The 19,351-nt window shown below is 35.4% G+C and carries 18 protein-coding genes; 13 read left to right on the plus strand and 5 right to left on the minus strand.

The features are described 5' to 3' along the window. Positions 1 to 87 precede the first annotated feature (87 nt). Together ACWG0P_RS08195 and ACWG0P_RS08200 are read right to left on the minus strand one after the other, a co-directional pair. A complete protein-coding gene (locus ACWG0P_RS08195; RefSeq protein ID WP_455801309.1) occupies positions 88 to 660 on the minus strand; it encodes a YdcF family protein in 573 nt (190 codons plus the stop codon). Continuing rightward, positions 657 to 1,760, minus strand: a complete 1,104-nt coding sequence (locus ACWG0P_RS08200; protein WP_455801310.1) for a tRNA(Met) cytidine acetate ligase — start codon at positions 1,758 to 1,760, stop codon at positions 657 to 659. The genes ACWG0P_RS08195 and ACWG0P_RS08200 overlap by 4 nt, the downstream gene beginning before the upstream one ends. Positions 1,761 to 1,868: 108 nt before the next feature. Between ACWG0P_RS08200 and ACWG0P_RS08205 the strand changes: the two genes are divergently transcribed. The 9 genes from ACWG0P_RS08205 to rbfA all read left to right on the plus strand — a co-directional run bounded on the left by ACWG0P_RS08205 (position 1,869) and on the right by rbfA (position 8,824). After that, the gene (locus ACWG0P_RS08205) at positions 1,869 to 2,792 is read left to right on the plus strand and encodes an alpha/beta hydrolase (protein ID WP_455801311.1); all 924 of its coding nucleotides are present in this window, start codon (positions 1,869 to 1,871) and stop codon (positions 2,790 to 2,792) included. A gap of 242 nt (positions 2,793 to 3,034) precedes the next feature. Continuing rightward, positions 3,035 to 3,553, plus strand: coding sequence for a YceD family protein (locus tag ACWG0P_RS08210; RefSeq protein ID WP_455791662.1), 519 nt, complete (start codon positions 3,035 to 3,037; stop codon positions 3,551 to 3,553). A gap of 15 nt (positions 3,554 to 3,568) precedes the next feature. Continuing rightward, positions 3,569 to 3,739, plus strand: a complete 171-nt coding sequence (gene rpmF, locus ACWG0P_RS08215) for a 50S ribosomal protein L32 (protein ID WP_455791664.1) — start codon at positions 3,569 to 3,571, stop codon at positions 3,737 to 3,739. Positions 3,740 to 3,904: 165 nt separating this feature from the next. Next, a complete protein-coding gene (locus tag ACWG0P_RS08220; RefSeq protein WP_455801312.1) occupies positions 3,905 to 4,369 on the plus strand; it encodes a ribosome maturation factor RimP in 465 nt (154 codons plus the stop codon). A 16-nt stretch (positions 4,370 to 4,385) separates the two neighbouring features. Continuing rightward, entirely contained in the window at positions 4,386 to 6,038 is a 1,653-nt protein-coding gene (gene nusA, locus ACWG0P_RS08225) for a transcription termination factor NusA (protein WP_455801313.1), read from the plus strand. An 18-nt stretch (positions 6,039 to 6,056) separates the two neighbouring features. After that, positions 6,057 to 6,317 (plus strand): RNase P modulator RnpM, encoded by a 261-nt coding sequence (gene rnpM, locus ACWG0P_RS08230; protein WP_455801314.1) that lies wholly within the window; start codon positions 6,057 to 6,059, stop codon positions 6,315 to 6,317. After that, a complete protein-coding gene (locus ACWG0P_RS08235; protein ID WP_455791670.1) occupies positions 6,310 to 6,606 on the plus strand; it encodes a L7Ae/L30e/S12e/Gadd45 family ribosomal protein in 297 nt (98 codons plus the stop codon). The genes rnpM and ACWG0P_RS08235 overlap by 8 nt, the downstream gene beginning before the upstream one ends. An 8-nt stretch (positions 6,607 to 6,614) precedes the next feature. Next, positions 6,615 to 8,465 carry a translation initiation factor IF-2 gene (infB, locus tag ACWG0P_RS08240; protein WP_455801315.1) on the plus strand — a complete coding sequence of 617 codons (1,851 nt, stop codon included), beginning with the start codon at positions 6,615 to 6,617 and terminating at the stop codon, positions 8,463 to 8,465. A 14-nt stretch (positions 8,466 to 8,479) separates the two neighbouring features. Next, positions 8,480 to 8,824, plus strand: a complete 345-nt coding sequence (rbfA, locus tag ACWG0P_RS08245) for a 30S ribosome-binding factor RbfA (RefSeq protein WP_455791673.1) — start codon at positions 8,480 to 8,482, stop codon at positions 8,822 to 8,824. 92 nt (positions 8,825 to 8,916) lie between these two features. Here rbfA and ACWG0P_RS08250 read toward each other — a convergent pair whose 3' ends face one another. Continuing rightward, positions 8,917 to 9,522 carry a stage II sporulation protein M gene (locus ACWG0P_RS08250; RefSeq protein WP_455801316.1) on the minus strand — a complete coding sequence of 202 codons (606 nt, stop codon included), beginning with the start codon at positions 9,520 to 9,522 and terminating at the stop codon, positions 8,917 to 8,919. A gap of 191 nt (positions 9,523 to 9,713) precedes the next feature. Then, a complete protein-coding gene (locus ACWG0P_RS08255) occupies positions 9,714 to 12,074 on the minus strand; it encodes an HAD-IC family P-type ATPase (RefSeq protein WP_455801317.1) in 2,361 nt (786 codons plus the stop codon). Positions 12,075 to 12,229: 155 nt separating this feature from the next. Here ACWG0P_RS08255 and ACWG0P_RS08260 point away from each other — a divergent pair, with 155 nt between their 5' ends. After that, positions 12,230 to 13,783, plus strand: coding sequence for an ABC-F family ATP-binding cassette domain-containing protein (locus ACWG0P_RS08260; RefSeq protein ID WP_455801318.1), 1,554 nt, complete (start codon positions 12,230 to 12,232; stop codon positions 13,781 to 13,783). A gap of 52 nt (positions 13,784 to 13,835) precedes the next feature. Then, a complete protein-coding gene (locus ACWG0P_RS08265) occupies positions 13,836 to 13,994 on the plus strand; it encodes a hypothetical protein (protein WP_455791680.1) in 159 nt (52 codons plus the stop codon). 44 nt (positions 13,995 to 14,038) lie between these two features. On the opposite strand, the gene plsY is transcribed toward ACWG0P_RS08265, so the two are convergent. Then, positions 14,039 to 14,650, minus strand: a complete 612-nt coding sequence (plsY, locus tag ACWG0P_RS08270) for a glycerol-3-phosphate 1-O-acyltransferase PlsY (protein ID WP_455801319.1) — start codon at positions 14,648 to 14,650, stop codon at positions 14,039 to 14,041. Between the two features lie 209 nt (positions 14,651 to 14,859). Between plsY and parE the strand changes: the two genes are divergently transcribed. Next, positions 14,860 to 16,788, plus strand: coding sequence for a DNA topoisomerase IV subunit B (gene parE / locus ACWG0P_RS08275; RefSeq protein ID WP_455801320.1), 1,929 nt, complete (start codon positions 14,860 to 14,862; stop codon positions 16,786 to 16,788). Then, entirely contained in the window at positions 16,788 to 19,298 is a 2,511-nt protein-coding gene (gene parC / locus ACWG0P_RS08280; RefSeq protein ID WP_455801321.1) for a DNA topoisomerase IV subunit A, read from the plus strand. The genes parE and parC overlap by 1 nt, the downstream gene beginning before the upstream one ends. Positions 19,299 to 19,351: the final 53 nt, after the last annotated feature.

Below are 19,351 nucleotides of genomic sequence, written 5' to 3' on the forward strand. Positions count from 1 at the left end.
TCCTTCTTCTTTCATATGGACCAATTCATATGATAATGTGTGTATATCTTTATTTTACTACATAATGTAGTTTTTTTTAATAGAAAACTATTTTTTTCTACATTTTATGCAATATTCTATTCGTAATGTATGCCACATTCTAAAATATTCTGAAAAATAATGGCTAATTTTTTCATGATTTCTAGTACCTGCCATAATATAATCATCAAAAAATTTATCTACAAAGAAGCTTGCTCTTCTTACATGAAAATTGCTTGTTACTACAATGACAGTATGTAAATTGTATTGTCTACATATCTCTTTTGAATACAATAAATTTTCATAGGTGTTTCGTGCTTGTTCTTCCAATATGATATTTGCCTCATCAATACCCTTGGATAGCGCATAGTTTTTCATTACATCAGCTTCACTATATGCGTTACACACACATCCTCCTGAAATGATAAGGGTACTTACTTTCTTTACTTTGTACAATTCAATGGCACGATCCATTCTACTTCTTTGCATGCGTGAGCATGTGCCATCTTTGCTAGCTGGACTTCCTAAAATAATACAAGCATCATAATGTACGTGTTTTGCTTTCTTATGAAAGGGGAACATCATCCACAGGTAGATGTTTGCCATAATAACAAAACATATAATTCCTATAAACCAGTTCATTTCACACATACCGCAGGCAAGAGTTCGCGTTTTATGATTTCTTGACGTTTTTTCAAATCGTAAGGATAAGCATATGCCATAGTGGATCGTAACTCTAGTTCACGATAACCATTTGGAATGTTTTTGAAGGTAGAAGCAACCACCACATCTTCATCTTGAAGCTTGCGAAGATGAGCTTGTCCCTTTGTGTTATAAGCCAACACACGAAGATAATCTGGTTCTTTAAGTGCATCAATTTCTTTTTTTGTGGTTTGTGTGAGTATGTGTATACAAGTTCTTTGAATGCTTGCTTTTGTATAACGTTTCGATGTACAAGCGTTTAGAAAAGATTCAAAATCAATAAGCTGTTTGGCTTGTTTTATGAGCAGGGATTCAATACCTTCATCTACCAAAAATAAAGATGATAAGTATTCTTTATCTACTGTAGATAAATAGGTTTGTAGATAAGGGTAATAGCTATCCATTTTAAACCCTGTAAGCATTTCGGGCTTCATGTTGGTGGTGTGAGTGATATCTAAATTTTCATGGTGTGCTTTTCGAATAGCAGTTGCACTGCTGATGCTTTGTATGATTTCTGTATCATGATATTGATTTGTACGCTTGATACAATATGCTTTAATTGTTGTGTTTAATATTTTCTTTATATAAAACACGCCTAGCATATCATTGCTAGAAAGAGGGAAATGCAAAGCATTTTCTAATGCCTTCGCATAGGAGATTCCATTTTCTTGATAGGACTTCATATTAAGATTCATGCGTGCTGCTTCATACAATCTATCAACATCTCCACATTCACTTCCAAACACAATACTATCTACACCAGCTTGTTTTAATACTTCCAAGGCTCCATGCGCAAAACGATCAGCCCTTTGTGTAACAAAAGGAAATGGTAATTCTACAACCAAATCACATCCATGTTGAATGGCTACTTCAGCGCGTGTCCATTTATCACTAATTGCAGCTTCTCCACGTTGTACAAAATTACCTGACATCACACAAATAAGTAAATCGCATTTTGTTATTTCACGTGCTTTTTGAATATGATAAAGATGTCCATTATGAAAAGGATTATATTCACAAATGATTCCACATATATGCATACATTACATTCCTCCTTTTCTTTCTTTTAATATACCACATGAATGTTATTATATCACTGTTTTTGTACGAATAGTTATGTTAAAATGAAGATATAAAGAGGTAATTATATGATGAAAAACGAATTTAGCCTAGCTAGTAAAGTGGATGGATTGTCTTTGTCTGGTTGTTATGTTGAGAGTAGCGTGACATTGCGTGGGGTGATTTATCTAGTACACGGTATGTCGGAACATAAAGAACGTTATTTAGAATTTATGGAATATCTAGCACAACATGGATTTACTTGTGTCATCATGGATACAAGAGGGCATGGGCAAAGCGTGAAGAGTGATGATGATTTAGGGTTCTTTTATGATGATGAAGGAAGTCATTGTGTAGAAGATGTACATCATATGATTTCTATGATTAAACAAAAGGTGAACGTACCTGTTATTTTATTTGGACATAGTATGGGGTCGTTGATTGTTCGAGCATATACAAAGAAATATGATGATGAAATTGATGTGTTAGTCGTATGTGGTTCACCAAGTAAAAATCCAATGGCTTCTATCGCGTTTAAACTTGTTGGATTTATTTCTGTGTTTAAAGGAGATCATCACCGTAGTAAGTTTATACATAATATGGTGTTTTCCTCATTTGGCAAACGATTTAACGAAGACTTCAGTGAAAACAATTGGTTGAGTGCAAATAAAGAAAATGTTCATACTTATGATAAAGATGCATATTCTGGATTTATATTTACGTTGAATGGGTTTAAAAATCTTTTTCATCTTATGAAGATTGCATATGATGAAAAGGGATGGGGGATGAAGAATGCACATTTACCAATATTGTTTGTTGCTGGAAAAGATGATCCATGTATTGATACAGTAGAAAAATTCAAAGAAGCATATACATTCTTACAACAAAGGGGATACAAAGATGTAAGCAGTCATCTCTTTGAAGGGATGCGACATGAAATATTGAATGAAACGCAACGTAAGGAAGTGTTTGATTATATTGTAGAATGGTTAGATGGGTGTATTGGGTCTTGAAACGTAAAAACTACAAAGGAAAGAAGCTGAAGCACGTATCCATGGATTTCTTATTGTTTTATACTATATAAGGTAAAGGAACGTGATTTATGTAGGTTGCCTTTTAAACTTGTGAAGAAATAAAAGAAAACTCTTTTCTTTATTTAAAAAATATGGTTTAATATATAAGCCTACCATTGGAATCAATAAATCATTGACTTTATTATCCAATTTCCTTATAATAGGATAGGTTAGACAACGAGGTGATTCTTTTGAAATGGTCTAAATTGGAATTGTTACAGGCGAACAATCAAACAATCGAATTTGATGAAAGTATTGATTTCGAACCTGCGATATTTTCTAAAATGCATCAAATCAAAGGATTGCAAGATGTTACGGTATCAGGAAATGTTCATTACGATACTTCTGGCGAACGCGTATACGCGGATCTAGATATTGAAGGAGTAATGATAGTACCGTGTTCTATAACTCTAGAAGATGTAGAATATGATTTCCATACTAAATCTTTGGAAGTGTTCTCTTTCGTCAAATGCGAGGATGGAGATATACACGAAGTAAAAGGTGATGTCGTAGAGTTATTGCCGGTGATCTTTCAATTGATATTGATGGAGGTTCCTTTGAAGGTTGTTAAAGAGGGGCTTGCACAGTATCCTAAAGGTGACGGTTGGGAAGTTGTCAAAGAGGAAGCATATCTGAAAGAGAAATCTGATGAAATTGATCCTCGCTTAGCAAAGTTGAAAGAATTCAAATGTGAAGATTAAGTAGGAGGTGCTAACATGGCTGTTCAACAGAGACGTGGTTCAAAAACTAGAAAAGCAAAACGTAGAACTCATTATAAATTAGCTGCACCGACATTGACAAAATGTCCAAACTGTGGAGAATATAAAGTTCCTCACAAAATGTGTGCATGTGGTGAGTACAACGGAAAAACAATCGTAGAAAAATAAGACAAAGGAATCGGGAAACCGATTTTTTGTTTATTTAAGAAGAGGAACAGGGTCCTTTCTTAAAAAAACTTGATAATTAAAGAATTACGTGTTATATTATTAGCAGATACTTGAACAGGAGTGGGTTATTCCCACTCCTTCATTATGCTTGTAAAGGAGAATGATATGGATCAGATAACTAAGATCAAGGAACTGGTAACAAACGTACTAGACAAAGATATTCAACTGTATGATGTGACATGGCAAACCGAAGGGAATGCATGTATCTTACAAATTTCAATTATGCATAGAGATGGTTCTATGGATATTGATACTTGTGCGTCTGTATCAGAAAAAATTTCAGAAAAAATGGATGAGGAAGACTTTATTGCCTTTGAATACTTTTTAGAAGTATGCTCTCCAGGTGCGGAGAGAGAGTTGCGTGATGAAACGCAAATCAAAGATGCAGTAGGGGAATTTGTTTGTGTGAAACTTAAAGATCCTAAAGCCGGGATGGCTGAAGTGAAAGGAACACTTACATCTTTTGAAGATGATAAAGTTTTGATTCATTATATGGATAAAGCTGTAAAGAAGAAAATCGAGATTGAAATGAACAACGTTGCGTTGATTCGTCTATCTGTAAAAATTTAGAAAGGAAATTTAAGAGATGAAGTTAAAAGATTTTATGGCCGCAATGCAGGCAATCGAAAGTGATCGTAAATTATCGAAAGAAATCGTAGTAGATGCACTTCAAGAAGCATTATCAAAAGCATTTCGTAAACATATCGAAATCCCGGATGCTTTGGTACGTGTTGACGTAAATGAAAAAAGCGGAGATATCAAAGTATTTCAACAACGTTTAATCGTAGAAGAAGTAGAAGATGATGAATTGGAAATTTCTTTGGAAGACGCGAAGAGAATCAACCAAGATTTAGAACTTGAAGGTTTTGTTGAAGAAGAAATTGATATTACAAGCTTCGGTAGAGCGGCTGTTATTTTAGCAAAGAACGTTATGAAACAAAAAATTCGTGAAGCAGAGAAATTGGCTGTTTATGAAGAGTATTGTGATAAAGTGGAAGAAATGATTTTTGGTACAATCGAATCTGTCGAGGAAAAATTCTGTGTTGTAAACATTGGGAAGACACTTGCAATTATGCCAAAGAACCAACAAATCCCAAATGAAGTTTATCGCGAAAGCCAGATTATTCGTGTTGTTATTTCTGAAGTAAACAAAGAAACAAAAGGTGCGCAAGTATTAGTATCTCGTGCAGATGCTACTCTTGTAAAACGTTTGTTTGAAAAGGAAGTTCCTGAAATTTTCCAAGGAATTATAGAAATCAAAGCAATTGCACGTGAAGCTGGAGAACGTACAAAAATGGCAGTGTATTCTCATAATGAGAATATTGATCCTATTGGTGCTTGTATCGGGCCTCGTGGACAACGTGTACAAGTTATCATTGATGAACTTGGTGGAGAAAAAATCGATATATTTGAATGGAGCGAAGATGTAACAGAATTGATTAAAAATGCATTATCTCCTGCAGAAGTATTGGCAGTTATTCCTAGCGAAGATCGTCGTGGTGGTTTATTAGTTGTTGTGCCAGATAATCAATTGTCATTAGCGATTGGTAAACGTGGTAAAAACGCTCGATTAGCAGTGAAATTAACAGGTAATAAAATTGATATCAAATCAGAAACTGATGTTAATGAAATGAATATCGATTGGAAAGAAATCGCGATGAAACAACGCGCTGAGTTCCTAGCAAAACAACAACAAGAAAAAGCAGCAGCACAACTTGAAAAATTCGAAGAAACTTCTTTAGAAGAAGCAGAAGCTGTTTCTATTGATGATGCGGGTGTTGCGTTCGTTGAAACTCCTTATGTTGAGGAAGAAGAAAGCGAAGTAGAAGCTGTAGTTGTAGAAGAAGTCGCAAAAGAAGAACCAGTGAAAGAAGAAAAACACGTGGAAACGGATTTGGAAATTGCTGCTCGTATTGCGAAAGAGAAACAAAAAGCACAAGGTCTAAATGTAAAAGAAAAACAAGAATACAAATCCAAGTTTGAAACATTGGCAGATGCTAGTAGTAAACAAGAAACAAAACCTGCTAGACCAAAGTATAAGAAATATGAAGATAAAGACAAAGAAAAAGAAGATCGTAAACCTACTTTTGATTTAAAAGATAAAGATTATGAATTGAAACCAATTTATTCAGAAGAAGAGTTGGCTGAAATTGAACTTCATCAAAAAGAAGAAGAAGAGAGTGATTGGATTCATGATGAAATTGACTTTGATGAATTCGATAAATACTACGAAGAATAATGTAAGGAGGTATGCTTCATGAAAAAGATACCCATGCGCAGATGTTTGGCAACACAGGAAAGCTTGCCTAAAAAAGAGCTTATTCGTATTGTACGTACACCAGAAGGTGTTGTAGAAATCGATGAAAGTGGTAAGAAGAATGGAAGAGGCGCTTATTTGAAACGCAGTGTAGAAGCTGTGGAATTGGCGAAAAAGAAAAAGGCATTATCACGAGCATTAGAATGTGAAATACTGGATGAAATTTATAGTCAATTAACGGAGATGTTTACAGGTGAGTAATGGAGTAAGCGGTTTATTGGGGCTTGCGGCCAGAGCGCGTAAAATAACGTCTGGTGATACAGCATTTCACCAATTTCGTTTGCATACGGTACATCTTGTAATAATCAGTGAAGATGTTGGTAACAATACAAAGAAGAAACTAATGGATAAATGTGAGTTTTATCATATTCCATATGTTTATATGAATGGCGATGTAATGAATGCAGCGATTGGAACTGGCAATCGTAAATTCATTGCGATATTAGATGAAGGTTTTGCACAAAAGCTTCATGCTTGCTTGAAAGGCTAGGTGATTATATGGCAAGACAACCACAGAAAAAGGGAAATAACAACAACCGAAGAAATAACAATCACGCAAAGGGAAATTTTCCTCCTAAGAAAGAGCGTGTAGAGGTAAAGGAAATCAAATACAGTCTTCCAATTGGTGTTGGAGAACTGGCTGATAAACTGAATCGAAACGCGAGTGAACTTATTAAATTGTTGTTTATGATGGGAACTATGGTGACAATCAACTCATCTTTGGATGAAGAGACTGTACAGTTAATCTGTATGGAATTTAATGTTGAATGTGAAAAAGAAATCATCGTAGATGAAACAGATTTTGAAGAACAAATTGTAGAAGATGATGATCCTGCACTTTTACAACAACGTCCTGCTGTCGTGACAATCATGGGGCATGTTGACCATGGGAAAACAACGTTATTGGATACCATTCGTAAAACGCATGTTACAGAAGGCGAATTTGGTGGAATTACACAACATATTGGTGCTTACCAAGTAAATGTAAAAGGGAAAAAAGTTACGTTCTTAGATACTCCAGGACATGAGGCTTTTACTGCTATGCGTGCTCGTGGTGCGAAAGTTACCGATATTGTAATTATCGTAGTTGCGGCAGATGATGGTGTGATGCCACAGACAATGGAAGCAATTGACCATGCGAAAGCTGCAGGAGTTCCTGTCATTGTTGCGGTTAATAAAATGGATAAGCAAGGTGTTACAAAAGATCGTATCATCTCTGAAATGAGTGAACATGGTTTAATGCCTGAAGAATGGGGCGGAGAAACTATCTTTGCGGAAATTTCTGCGAAGACAGGAATGGGAGTCTCTGATCTTTTAGAAACTATCTTAGTTGTTTCTGAAGTAAATGATTTCCGTGCAAACCCTAATAAACCAGCAAGTGGTAGTGTAATTGAAGCAAAACTTGATAAAGGACGTGGTCCAGTAACAACGCTTCTTGTACAAAGTGGTACTTTGAATGCAGGAGATGCAGTAGTTGTTGGTACAGCGTTTGGTAAAGTACGTAAAATGACAGATGATCGTGGACGTGAAATTAAAACAGCACTACCATCAACTCCAGTAGAAATCATTGGGTTGAACGATGTACCAGTTGCAGGAGATATCTTTAAAGCTTTTAATTCTGATAAAAAAGCTCGTCAAATTGCAGAGGCTAGACTTACAAAACGTATTGATTTAGAACGTAATTCAAGTAGTGCGATGTCACTTGATGATCTTGCTCGCCAAATCGAAGAAGGCGAAGTTCAAGATGTAAACGTAATTATCAAAGCGGATGTTCAAGGTAGTGCGGAAGCAGTAAAAGCAAGCATGGAGAAAATTGATGTTTCTGGTGTAAAAGTAAACGTCATTCGTTCTACTGCAGGAGCAATTACAGAATCTGATATTCTATTAGCAAGCGCATCTCATGCGGTTGTATATGGTTTCAATGTTCGTCCAAACGCTCTTGTACGTAAGAAAGCGGAAGAGGAAGGAATTGAAATTCGTCTTCACAACATTATCTATAAAGCATTGGAAGAAATGGAAAATGCGATGAAAGGTATGTTGGCTCCTGTATTTGAAGAAATTGTTATCGGACAAGCGGAAGTTCGTCAAATTTATAAAGCTAGTAAAATTGGTACAATCGCTGGTTGTATGGTTACTGATGGTGTCCTTAAAAAAGAATGTGGAGTACGTTTGATTCGTGATGGTGTTGTTGTTTATACGGGTGTTCTAGGCTCTTTAAAACGTTTCCAAAACGATGCAAAAGAAGTATCTACAGGATTTGATTGTGGTGTCACAATTGAAAACTTCAATGATGTTAAAGTAAATGACATTGTAGAAGCGTATGAAAACCAGCAGGTTGATCCAGAATAACGATAGGTGATAATATGACATTAAAATCGGATAAAATTTCCGGTATCATTCAAAAAGAAGTATCAGAAATCATCCAATTCCAACTGAAAGATCCTAAAATCGGTTTTATTACCATTACGGATGTTACGGTTACGGGTGATTTATCCATTGCGAAAGTCTATGTGTCCTTCTTAGGACAAAAGGCTAGAGAAGAAGCTGGAATGAAAGCATTAGAGCGTTCGAAAGGCTTCATTCGCACGGAGTTGGCAAAACGCATGACCTTGCGTAAAGTTCCATCTTTGATTTTCTTATTGGATGATTCATTGGAAAAAGGTAACAAAATCGAAAAGATTATATTTGATATTCATCAAAAGCAGTAATATAAAACGAGGTGTAAGATTGTAGTTCTTCTACAAATACCCTCGTTTTATATATATATAAAACATCCTAGCTATTTCACTAGGATGCACATTTATAAAAGTAAGATGATATATGGTGTAACAAACATTTGAACAATTGCAGAAAGTATCATTAGTGGTAATACAACAAACAAGTAGACTCTTCCTACATCAACTAGTATCTCTTTAAAGGATGTGATAGGTTCTTTATGTAAGAGGTGCAAGGTAATACGTTTGCATATATACGCTCCACAAGTTGACGCAATCAGCATAGCTGGGATTAAGAATATTCCATGTGGCAAGATGGATGCGTAAATGAGACCAGGAGTGACTGTAGAAATTGTTGTAGATCCAAATAGGATACCAATCATACTGCCGTTAAATATCACGAACAGAATAGGGATGAATACAAATGGGACACATCCACAAAGAATTAACATAAGTCCTGTAAAAGCATTCTCGCTTATGGTTGGTAATAATCCAGCAGGATTTATAGCGGAATCAATAATCCCACTTGTTTGTATTAGTAGTCGAGTTGCTAAAGCTGGGTTTAAACTAATTACGATAGAAGAGATAACGATAACAAGAACAAATATAACGATTGAAAGAGGGAATAGTATTCTTAATTGTTCTTTATAAAATCTCCTTATTTGTTGTATTTGGTGCTCCATAAAGCTCATAAAGTTCCTCCTTTGATATACTGTATATCACTTCTAGTTCATACAGTTACCTATATTCATTGATTTGCGTTATGAATTCAAAAGCCCTGTTGTATAAGTATATATTTTTTTTATTTAAATAGCAAGTCCTTACAAGGTATGAAAGGTACAAAAAAACACCACGAAGGATACCCTTGCGGTGTGATAAATCTTTATTTTCCAACCTTTAACAATCGTTCTTTTAACTTAAATTTTGTGCCGAAACGAAACATCATATCCATTAAGAATGGAATGGATACAATACCACCAGCTGTTAATGCTAGCTGAAACAACGGTAATGTAACAAGGGAGAATATTTTAGGTAAGAAGATAACAGCGATAATAAATGCTGAAGACATACATATAAACAATAAGAAACGTTTCTTTGTAAAGGGTGTAGATACTCGATACAAAACAACAAAGGAAGATGCGGCAGTTAAGAACACACACATCGTAGACATGACTTCATTGGATACAGGAAAAAATAGGGAAGTTACATTTACATAGATAATACTTAACACGACACACAATGCACCTGGCAGAGCACGACTCAGTACATTGATTAAGAAGTTTCCCTCCACACGGGCATGGTTCGCTTCTAAGGCTAAAAAGAAAGAAGGGATGCCAATGGTTAGGGAGGATATTAAAGTTAGTTGTATAGGTTCAAAAGGATATCTCTGGATGAAGAATAGTGTTAAGATACTTAAAATCGTAGAAAATGTTGTTTTCACTAGGAACATAGAGCTTGCTCTTTGGATATTATTAATTACACGTCGCCCTTCATCTACGATACGAGGCATATTCGCAAAGTTATTATCTAATAAAACAAGGTTTGCGATATTCTTCGCTGCTTCACTTCCTTGTGCAACTGAGATACTACAATCGGCTTCCTTTAAAGCCATAACATCATTAACACCGTCACCAATCATAGCAGTGATATGTCCTTGTTCTTTCAATGCACAAATCATAAGTTTTTTTTGTTGAGGACTAACACGACCAAATACCGTGTATTGATTCACAATTTCTGGGATATCGTCATCAGGTATGGTAGACATATCGATAAATTTCTCGTAATTTTTTAAGTTTGCCTTACGAGCAATCTCATGTACTGTGCGAGGATCATCTCCACTAATGACTTTAATATCTACACCTTGAGAAAGAAAATAATCCAATGTTTGAGGAGCTTCTTTACGAATCGGATCACTCAATACAATAAGTCCTAATATTTCGTTTTCTTTTATAATTGCCTGATCTTTAATAGGATGTTCATTATGAGCTACAACAAGCACTCGGTTTCCTAAGTTCGCTTGTATATTGATCATCTCTATAATATGAGAATCTGTTGAATCTTGCATAAATTCATACGCACCCATTGAATATGTACCTTGTTCACCGAATGTTGCGGCGCTATATTTCCTTGCACTAGAGAAGGGCAAGATACTAGATGCTTGTTGCGTTGTTTTCATTTCTTTTAAATACGATGAAATTGCTAATGAGGTAGAGTTTTCATCTTGGATTGAAAAACAGAGGTTCGCAAGTATTTGTTTTAATTCAGCAAGTTCGCCATGTAATGGAATCAAATCTTCTACTTGCATATTTCCTTCTGTAATGGTACCTGTTTTATCGAGACATAACGTATCTACTCGAGCAAGTGTCTCTATACAATATAATTCTTGTACAAGGGTGTTATGTTTTGCTAGGTTAATAGATCCTACCGCTAAGGCAACACTTGTTAAAAGAACCAAACCTTCTGGTACCATACCTAACAAAGCCGCAACTGTTGAAACAATCGCTTCAGGAAATGTTGCTCCTGTAATGAATAACTGTTTACTAAATAATAAGACTCCCACAGGAATGATGATGATGCCGATAGTCTTAATGATAAAGTTGATAGAATCACGTAGTTGTGATTTGTGTTTCGTTAAACGTTTTGCATCGCACATGATACGTTCTGCATAATTATCTTTTCCCACATGCAACACTTGGCACTTCGCATTTCCACTCGTTATAAAACTTCCAGAATACAGTTCATCTCCTACATGTTTAATAATGATATCAGATTCTCCTGTAACCAATGATTCATTTACTTCCAAACGTCCCTCTAAGACAATGGAATCCGCACATATTTGATTTCCTGTAGATAATAACATAATATCATCTAGTACAAGTTCATTCATATGTATTTCGACCAATGCGCAATCACGTATTACTTTGATATTAAACTGGGTAATTAAGGACAATTTATCAAGTACACGCTTTGCCCGAATCTCTTGGATGATACCAATAAAAATATTAGAAATAACAACACCTAAGAATAAAATGTTACGAAAGGAACCAATAAAAATTATCAAACCTGCTAAAATAACATTGATCAAATTGAATAGTGTAAGAAGGTTATCACGAAAGATTTCCTTATAACTTTTTGTGATCGTTTCGCTTTGGACATTGACTTGTCCTTTTTGTATTCGATCATCGATCTGTGATTGGGTTAGTCCACATTGTAAATCGATGTCCATGATGTGCTCATGCGCCATAGTCGTTCACCTCATATTATCTTTCTTTTATTATAACAAATCTTTGTATGTTTTAGTCTTACGTTATTGTAATTTTTATGTTGAATTGTGGGATATAGATGAAATCGATGGTTTATGTTATACTATACCCGCAAGATTTTGAAAGGAATGTCGTTATGAGTATATTAAATGTAGAACATGTATCACAAAGTTTTGGTGGACGTCAAATATTAGAGGATGTGTCTTTTCGTTTGTTAAAGGGGGAGCATGTTGGATTGATTGGGGCAAATGGAGAAGGAAAATCTACTTTTTTAAATATTATTACAGGAAAGAATCCTCCTGAATCAGGTAAGGTAGAATGGTGTAATCGTATTACGACTGGATATCTCGATCAGCATACCATATTAGAAAAAGGGAAGAGCATCAAAGATGTGTTACAGGATGCGTTTCATCATTTGTTCGATTTAGAAGCAGATATGATGAAAATGTATGAAGATATGTGTGATTGTAGTGAAGATGAAATGAACGCTATGATGAATGATGTAGGGGAAATACAAGATATATTGGAACACAGTGGCTTTTATATGATCGATACAAAAATTAATGAAGTCGCAAGTGGTCTTGGTTTATTGGATATTGGTTTGGATAAAGATGTTAGTCAATTGTCTGGTGGACAGCGTTCAAAAGTACTATTGACGAAGTTGTTGTTGGAGAATCCTATGATTTTAATCTTGGATGAGCCTACCAACTATTTAGACGAAGATCATATTCAGTGGTTAACAAACTTCTTATCCAATTATGAAAATGCTTTTATTCTTGTTTCTCATGATATTCCATTCTTAAATAATGTTGTCAATATTATCTATCACGTAGAAAACTGTGAATTGACTCGTTATGTAGGGGATTATCAATATTTTGAAGAACAATATGCGCTTAAAAAACGTCAACAGGAAGCTGCCTACAATAAACAACAAAAAGAAATCGATGATTTAGAAGACTTTATTGCACGTAATAAAGCACGTGTCGCAACACGTAATATGGCACATTCTAGACAAAAGAAACTAGATAAGATGGATATTATCTCAAAACCAAAAACAAAGATCAAACCTGTGTTCTCGTTTGAATCCGCAAGAACGCCAGGTCGCGTTATTTTCGAAACGAAGGATTTAATCATAGGGTATCAAGAACCCTTAACTTCACCATTGCATTTACTCTTAGAGCGTAACCGTAAGGTTGCGATAAAGGGAGTGAATGGATTAGGAAAAACTACGTTACTAAAAACCTTAATGGGAAAGATACCTGCTTTATCTGGAAGTGTGGAAGTGGACCCATTTGTTGAAGTAGGCTTCTTTGAACAAGAAGAAGTATCCACTACAAAAACAGCGCTTGATTATTTTTGGGATGAATATCCTGCATATAATAATGGAGAAGTACGTGCAGCACTCGCAAAATGTGGTTTAACTACCGATCATATAGAATCTGGTATGTGTGTGCTATCAGGTGGGGAACAAGCCAAAGCACGATTATGTGTCATCATGAATCGTCCATGTAATGTTCTTGTGTTGGATGAACCTACCAACCATTTAGATGTAGATGCAAAAGAAGAATTAAAAAAAGCAGTGAAAGAGTATAAAGGAACTGTTTTATTAGTATCCCATGATCCTGACTTTTATATGAATATTGTGGATGAAGTATGGAACTTAGAAGAATGGACTACAAAAATATTATAATAGGTAGTATACTGAAGATGGAAGATAAGTGAATTTCCATGGATGCGATGTTGTGAGTAGACGACTAGTGCTGTATTGGGTTTTGTTTGTTGTATATGTGATTTGTATGATTTTAACGTTGTTTCAAGGTGTTTATTTTGGAACAGTATGTTTTACGCTATTGTTTATCAAACTTTGTATAGATTTGTACGATCACTATAAAAAGAAGTAAAGAAAGATCATCTTTGTGAGGAATTCACATGAGATGATCTTTTCTTATAGCCATTTTATTTTATTCTCTGTTTTGTTCTTTATTTTCTTAATGTTGCTTCTGTGTCGATAAATAACAAGGATGGTTAATAACCAACTAGCAATTACGATTTCAATACTAGTCGTATATTGCATAACACTAATATAAATCGTACTAACAACTGCCGCAACCATACTAGATAAAGAAACCATTTTTCCAAGATATAGTACAATTACAAAGAAGATAAATGGGATTATGACATACCAACCATTTTGGAAAGTAAAGATGGATGTAGATAATAAGAATCCAAACATTGTCGCAACTGCTTTACCACCATGAAATCCCGCGAATACAGGATAACAATGACCAATACAAGCTGCTAAACCAGCCCATATACTCGCTTCACGATCGAAGATGGATACAATCCCTACCGCAAGAACAACTTTTAACACGTCACAAGCAATGACAGAAATACCAGCATTCTTTCCTAAAACTCTTCCAGCATTGGAACCTCCAAGATTTCCACTCCCGAAATTTCGAACATCTGTTTTGTAAAATACTTTTCCAATCACAAGTGCAAATGGAATGGAACCTAGCACATATCCAAGTGCTATATATAAAATCCAATATATATTCATAACGTTCACCTCAATCAAATTACGTATCTATTTTAACATCAAATAAGGTTCTATAAAAGAAAAATAAAATCTATTCTACTTTTTTTTGCTTGGTTGCGCTATAATAAGCGTGTTGAGGAAATTCGAATTCCTGTTTTTTTATTGATGTTTTGTGATGTTTTTGTTACACTAAACAAGGAATTCATGAAATGAAAGAAAGGTGTGATTGTATGGCAGAAAAAGCTTATGATGGTAGTAGTATACAAATTCTTGATGGCCTTGAAGCTGTACGTAAGCGTCCGGGGATGTATATTGGTTCTACGGATGGCAGAGGACTTCATCATCTCGTTTGGGAAATTGTCGATAATTCTATCGATGAGGCCTTAAATGGACATGGTGATACAATTAAGATTACCATAGAAAAAGATAATGTAATTTGTGTAGAGGATAGTGGACGAGGTATGCCGGTAGATATGCATGCTAGTGGCGTTCCTGCAGTACAGGTTATTTATACAATACTACATGCGGGTGGTAAGTTTTCCAGTGATGGAGGATATAAGACAAGCGGTGGTTTACATGGTGTAGGTGCCAGTGTTGTAAATGCGTTATCACAATGGGTAGAAGTCACAGTATATCGTGATGGAAAAATATATCAGATTAAATTTGAAGATGGCGGTAAGAAGACAAGTAAGTTAGAAGTGATTGGAAAAACAAATCGTACAGGAAGTAAGGTGCGTTTTTTAGCAGATAAACGTATTTTTTCTACGACATCCTATTCTTATTCACAAATCGCGGAACGTGCACAAGAAGATGCATTCTTATTGGAAGGCTTACGTTTAGTAGTAAAAGATGAACGTGATGGAAAAGAACGAGAAGAAACATATCATTATGAAAATGGTTTAGTTGCGTTTATGGAATATCTTCACGATGATAAACAAACTTTCCATAAACCAGTTTCCTTCAGTGGGAATGTGAATGATATTAAAGTGGATTGTGCATTTCAATATACGGATGAATACCAAGAGAATATTTTCTCTTTCGTTAATATTGTGCGTACCAATGATGGTGGGACACATGAAACAGGTGCTCGTAATGCATTTACGAAAGTGTTCAATGATTATGCAAGAAGAAATGGCATATTAAAGGAAAAAGATAAGAATTTTGAAGGTAGTGATGTCCGCGAAGGATTAACGATTATTTTATCGTTGGGTATTCCTGAAAACTTGTTGCAGTTTGAAGGACAAACAAAAGGAAAACTAGGGACACCAGAAGCAAAAAATGCAGTGGATCAAATCATCGCGGAGAAATTAAACTTCTTTTTAGAAGAAAACAAAGATTTGGCGATTACATTGATTAAGAAGATGCAAAGAGCATCCACGGCTCGTGAGGCAGCTCGTAAAGCACGTGAAGATGCACGTAAAGGAAAGACCAAAGGAAAGAGTGAAAAGATTCTTTCTGGTAAATTAGCAAGTGCACAGTCCAAAGATGCACGTAAAAAAGAATTGTACTTAGTCGAAGGTGATTCTGCCGGTGGTAGTGCGAAACAGGGAAGAGACTCTCGTTATCAAGCGATCCTACCTTTACGAGGGAAAGTGTTGAATACAGAAAAAGCAAGTATTGCGAGTATTGAAAAGAACGAAGAATTAAATACAATCATACATGCCTTGGGTGCAGGAGTAGGTGCGAATTTTCATGCGGAAGATTCCAACTATCATAAAGTCATCATCATGACCGATGCCGATACCGATGGAGCACATATTCAAACATTGTTGTTAACATTCTTCTATCGTTATATGCGTGAATTGATTGAAGCGGGTATGGTGTATATCGCATTACCTCCTTTGTATAAGCTTCAAAAAGGAAAAGAAATGCAATATGCTTGGAGCGACGATGAATTGAATGAAGTTCGTAAGACTTTCCCAAAAGGATACAACTTACAACGTTATAAAGGTCTTGGTGAAATGAATGCAGATCAACTTTGGGATACAACCATGTGCCCAGAAACAAGAACATTGATTCAAGTAACCATCGAAGATGCAGTCGTGGCAGAACGACGTGTATCTGTATTGATGGGGGATAAAGCAGAACTTCGCCGTGATTGGATTGAAGCAAATGTTTCGTTCACGTTGGAAGAAAATTTTGAAGCGGAGGCGAAATGATGAAGAAAAAAGAAGAAACACCTATTGTAAATCATGCAAGTATCATTCAAACTCCTCTTGAAGAGATTATGGGGACACGTTTTGGAAGTTATTCAAAATACATTATTCAAGATCGTGCACTTCCTGATGCACGTGATGGATTAAAACCAGTACAAAGAAGAATTTTATATGCGATGTATCGCGATGGGAATACATGGGATAAAGCATATCGTAAATCTGCTAAGACCGTAGGTTTGGTTATCGGTAACTATCATCCTCATGGAGATAGTTCCGTTTATGATGCCATGGTACGTATGTCTCAGGATTGGAAAATACGCCATCCTCAGATCGATATGCAAGGGAATAATGGGTCTATCGATGATGATCCAGCTGCAGCAATGCGTTATACTGAAGCTCGTTTAGGAAAGATAAGTGAATACTTATTACGTGATATTGATGCGGATACGGTGACTTGGTCCTTAAACTTTGATGATACAGAATTAGAACCTACGGTATTACCTGCAAGTTATCCTAATTTATTGGTGAATGGGATTACTGGTATTGCGGCAGGATATGCGACAAACATTCCTCCTCACAATTTAAGTGAATCCATTGATGCGGCGATTTATCGTATTCAATACCCAAATAGTACATTAGAGGAATTGATGGAATACATTCAAGGCCCTGATTTTCCAACAGGTGGAATCGTACAAGGAATTGATGGTATTAAAGAAGCTTTCCAAAGTGGTAAAGGGCGTATCATGGTACGTAGTAAAGTAACCATTGAGCAAACCAAAACAATCCAACAAATTGTAGTACATGAAGTACCATATGAAGTAGTGAAAAGCAATATGGTTAAGAAAATCGATGATGTTCGTTTGAATAAGAAGATTGATGGTATTCTAGATGTTCGTGATGAAAGTGATCGTAATGGATTGCGTGTTGTTGTGGATATCAAGAAAGATGCGGATGCACAACTCATCTTAAACTTCTTATATAAAAATACGGATCTACAAGTATCTTATAATTATAATGTTGTGGCAATTGTAAATAAACGTCCGATACAAATGGGGCTTATTCCAATGTTGGATGCATTTATTGCACACCGTCATGAAGTGATTGAAAAAAGAAGTCGTTTTGAATTACATAAGAAAGAAAAGCGTTGCCATATCTTAGATGGTTTGATTAAGGCAGTCTCTGTCTTGGATGAAATCATTCGCTTGATTCGTGCTTCAAAAGATAAAGCAGATTCTAAGAATAAAATTATGGAAGCGTTTGGTTTTAGCGATGAACAAGCAGAAGCCATCGTAACGATGCGTTTATATCGTTTATCTTCTACGGATATTACACAACTTCGTGAAGAAGATGAAACGTTAAAGAAAGAAATAGCGCAATTAAAAAATATTTTAGAAGACCCTAAAACACTTCGCAAAGTAATTGTAAGTGAGTTGAAGAATGTACAAAAACTATTCCCAACTCCTAGACTTACTTCCATTGAACATGAGATTGAAGAAATTGTGATTGATAAGGTTGCGATGATCAACAATGAACAAGTTATGTTTACGATTTCTCGTGATGGCTATGTAAAACGTGTTTCTATGCGTAGCTATAATGCAGGTAGTGATACGATGACAGGTATTAAAGAAGGCGATCACTTGATTGGTTATGGGGAAGTCAATACCTTAGATAACATTATGTTCTTTACCAATCAAGGTACCTATGGATATACACCAGTATATGAAGTAGAAGAACAAAAATGGAAGGATATCGGTAGCCATATCAACTCCAATATCAAGATTACAGGGGATGAGAAAATCACAGATGCTTTTGTGGTGAATTCCTTTAAAACTAATGCATATATTATTTCTACCACTCGTTTAGGGTTGGTGAAAAAGACATTCGTTTCAGATTATGAAGTGTCTCGTAACAACAAAACCATGAGCAATATGAAACTATTGGATGGAGATGAAGTTGTGAGCACCTTCGTTGGATATGATGGAGATGAAATTCTAATCGCAACTAAGAATGGATATGTATCTCGATATCCTATCTCTCTTATTCCATTAACGTCACCAAGAAGCAAGGGTGTTAAAGCAATCAAACTAGTAAGTGATACCGTAGCTAGTGCTTGTGTATATCGTGGTGATGCTAAACAACTGGTTGTGTTTAGTGATAATTGTGCACTTAAACGTTTAAAGATGAGTGATATTGAAATTACAGGACGTCCTACAAAGGGAAATATGATCTGTAAGAAAGTAAAATCAAAACCATATATGATAGAGAAGATTGAAATGTATGATTTGAACGATGAAATTATCGTTGCAAATGGAGACGTTCATAAAATTGTGTCTAAGGATATTGCGTTGATGAGTAAGGATGCGACCTTCTCAACACCAATCCCAGCAATACAAGATTTCTACACATTAAAAAAACTTTCATATATTGAACAAATCGAAAAAATACAAGAAGAAGTAGCGGTTGTAGAAAAAGAAGTAGAAGAGGAATTTGAAGAATTTACATTGTTTGAATAAGACAGGAGAAATACCGATGTCATTAAGTCAAATGATAATAATTTATTGACATC

It is taken from the genome of Amedibacillus sp. YH-ame6 (assembly GCF_053848845.1).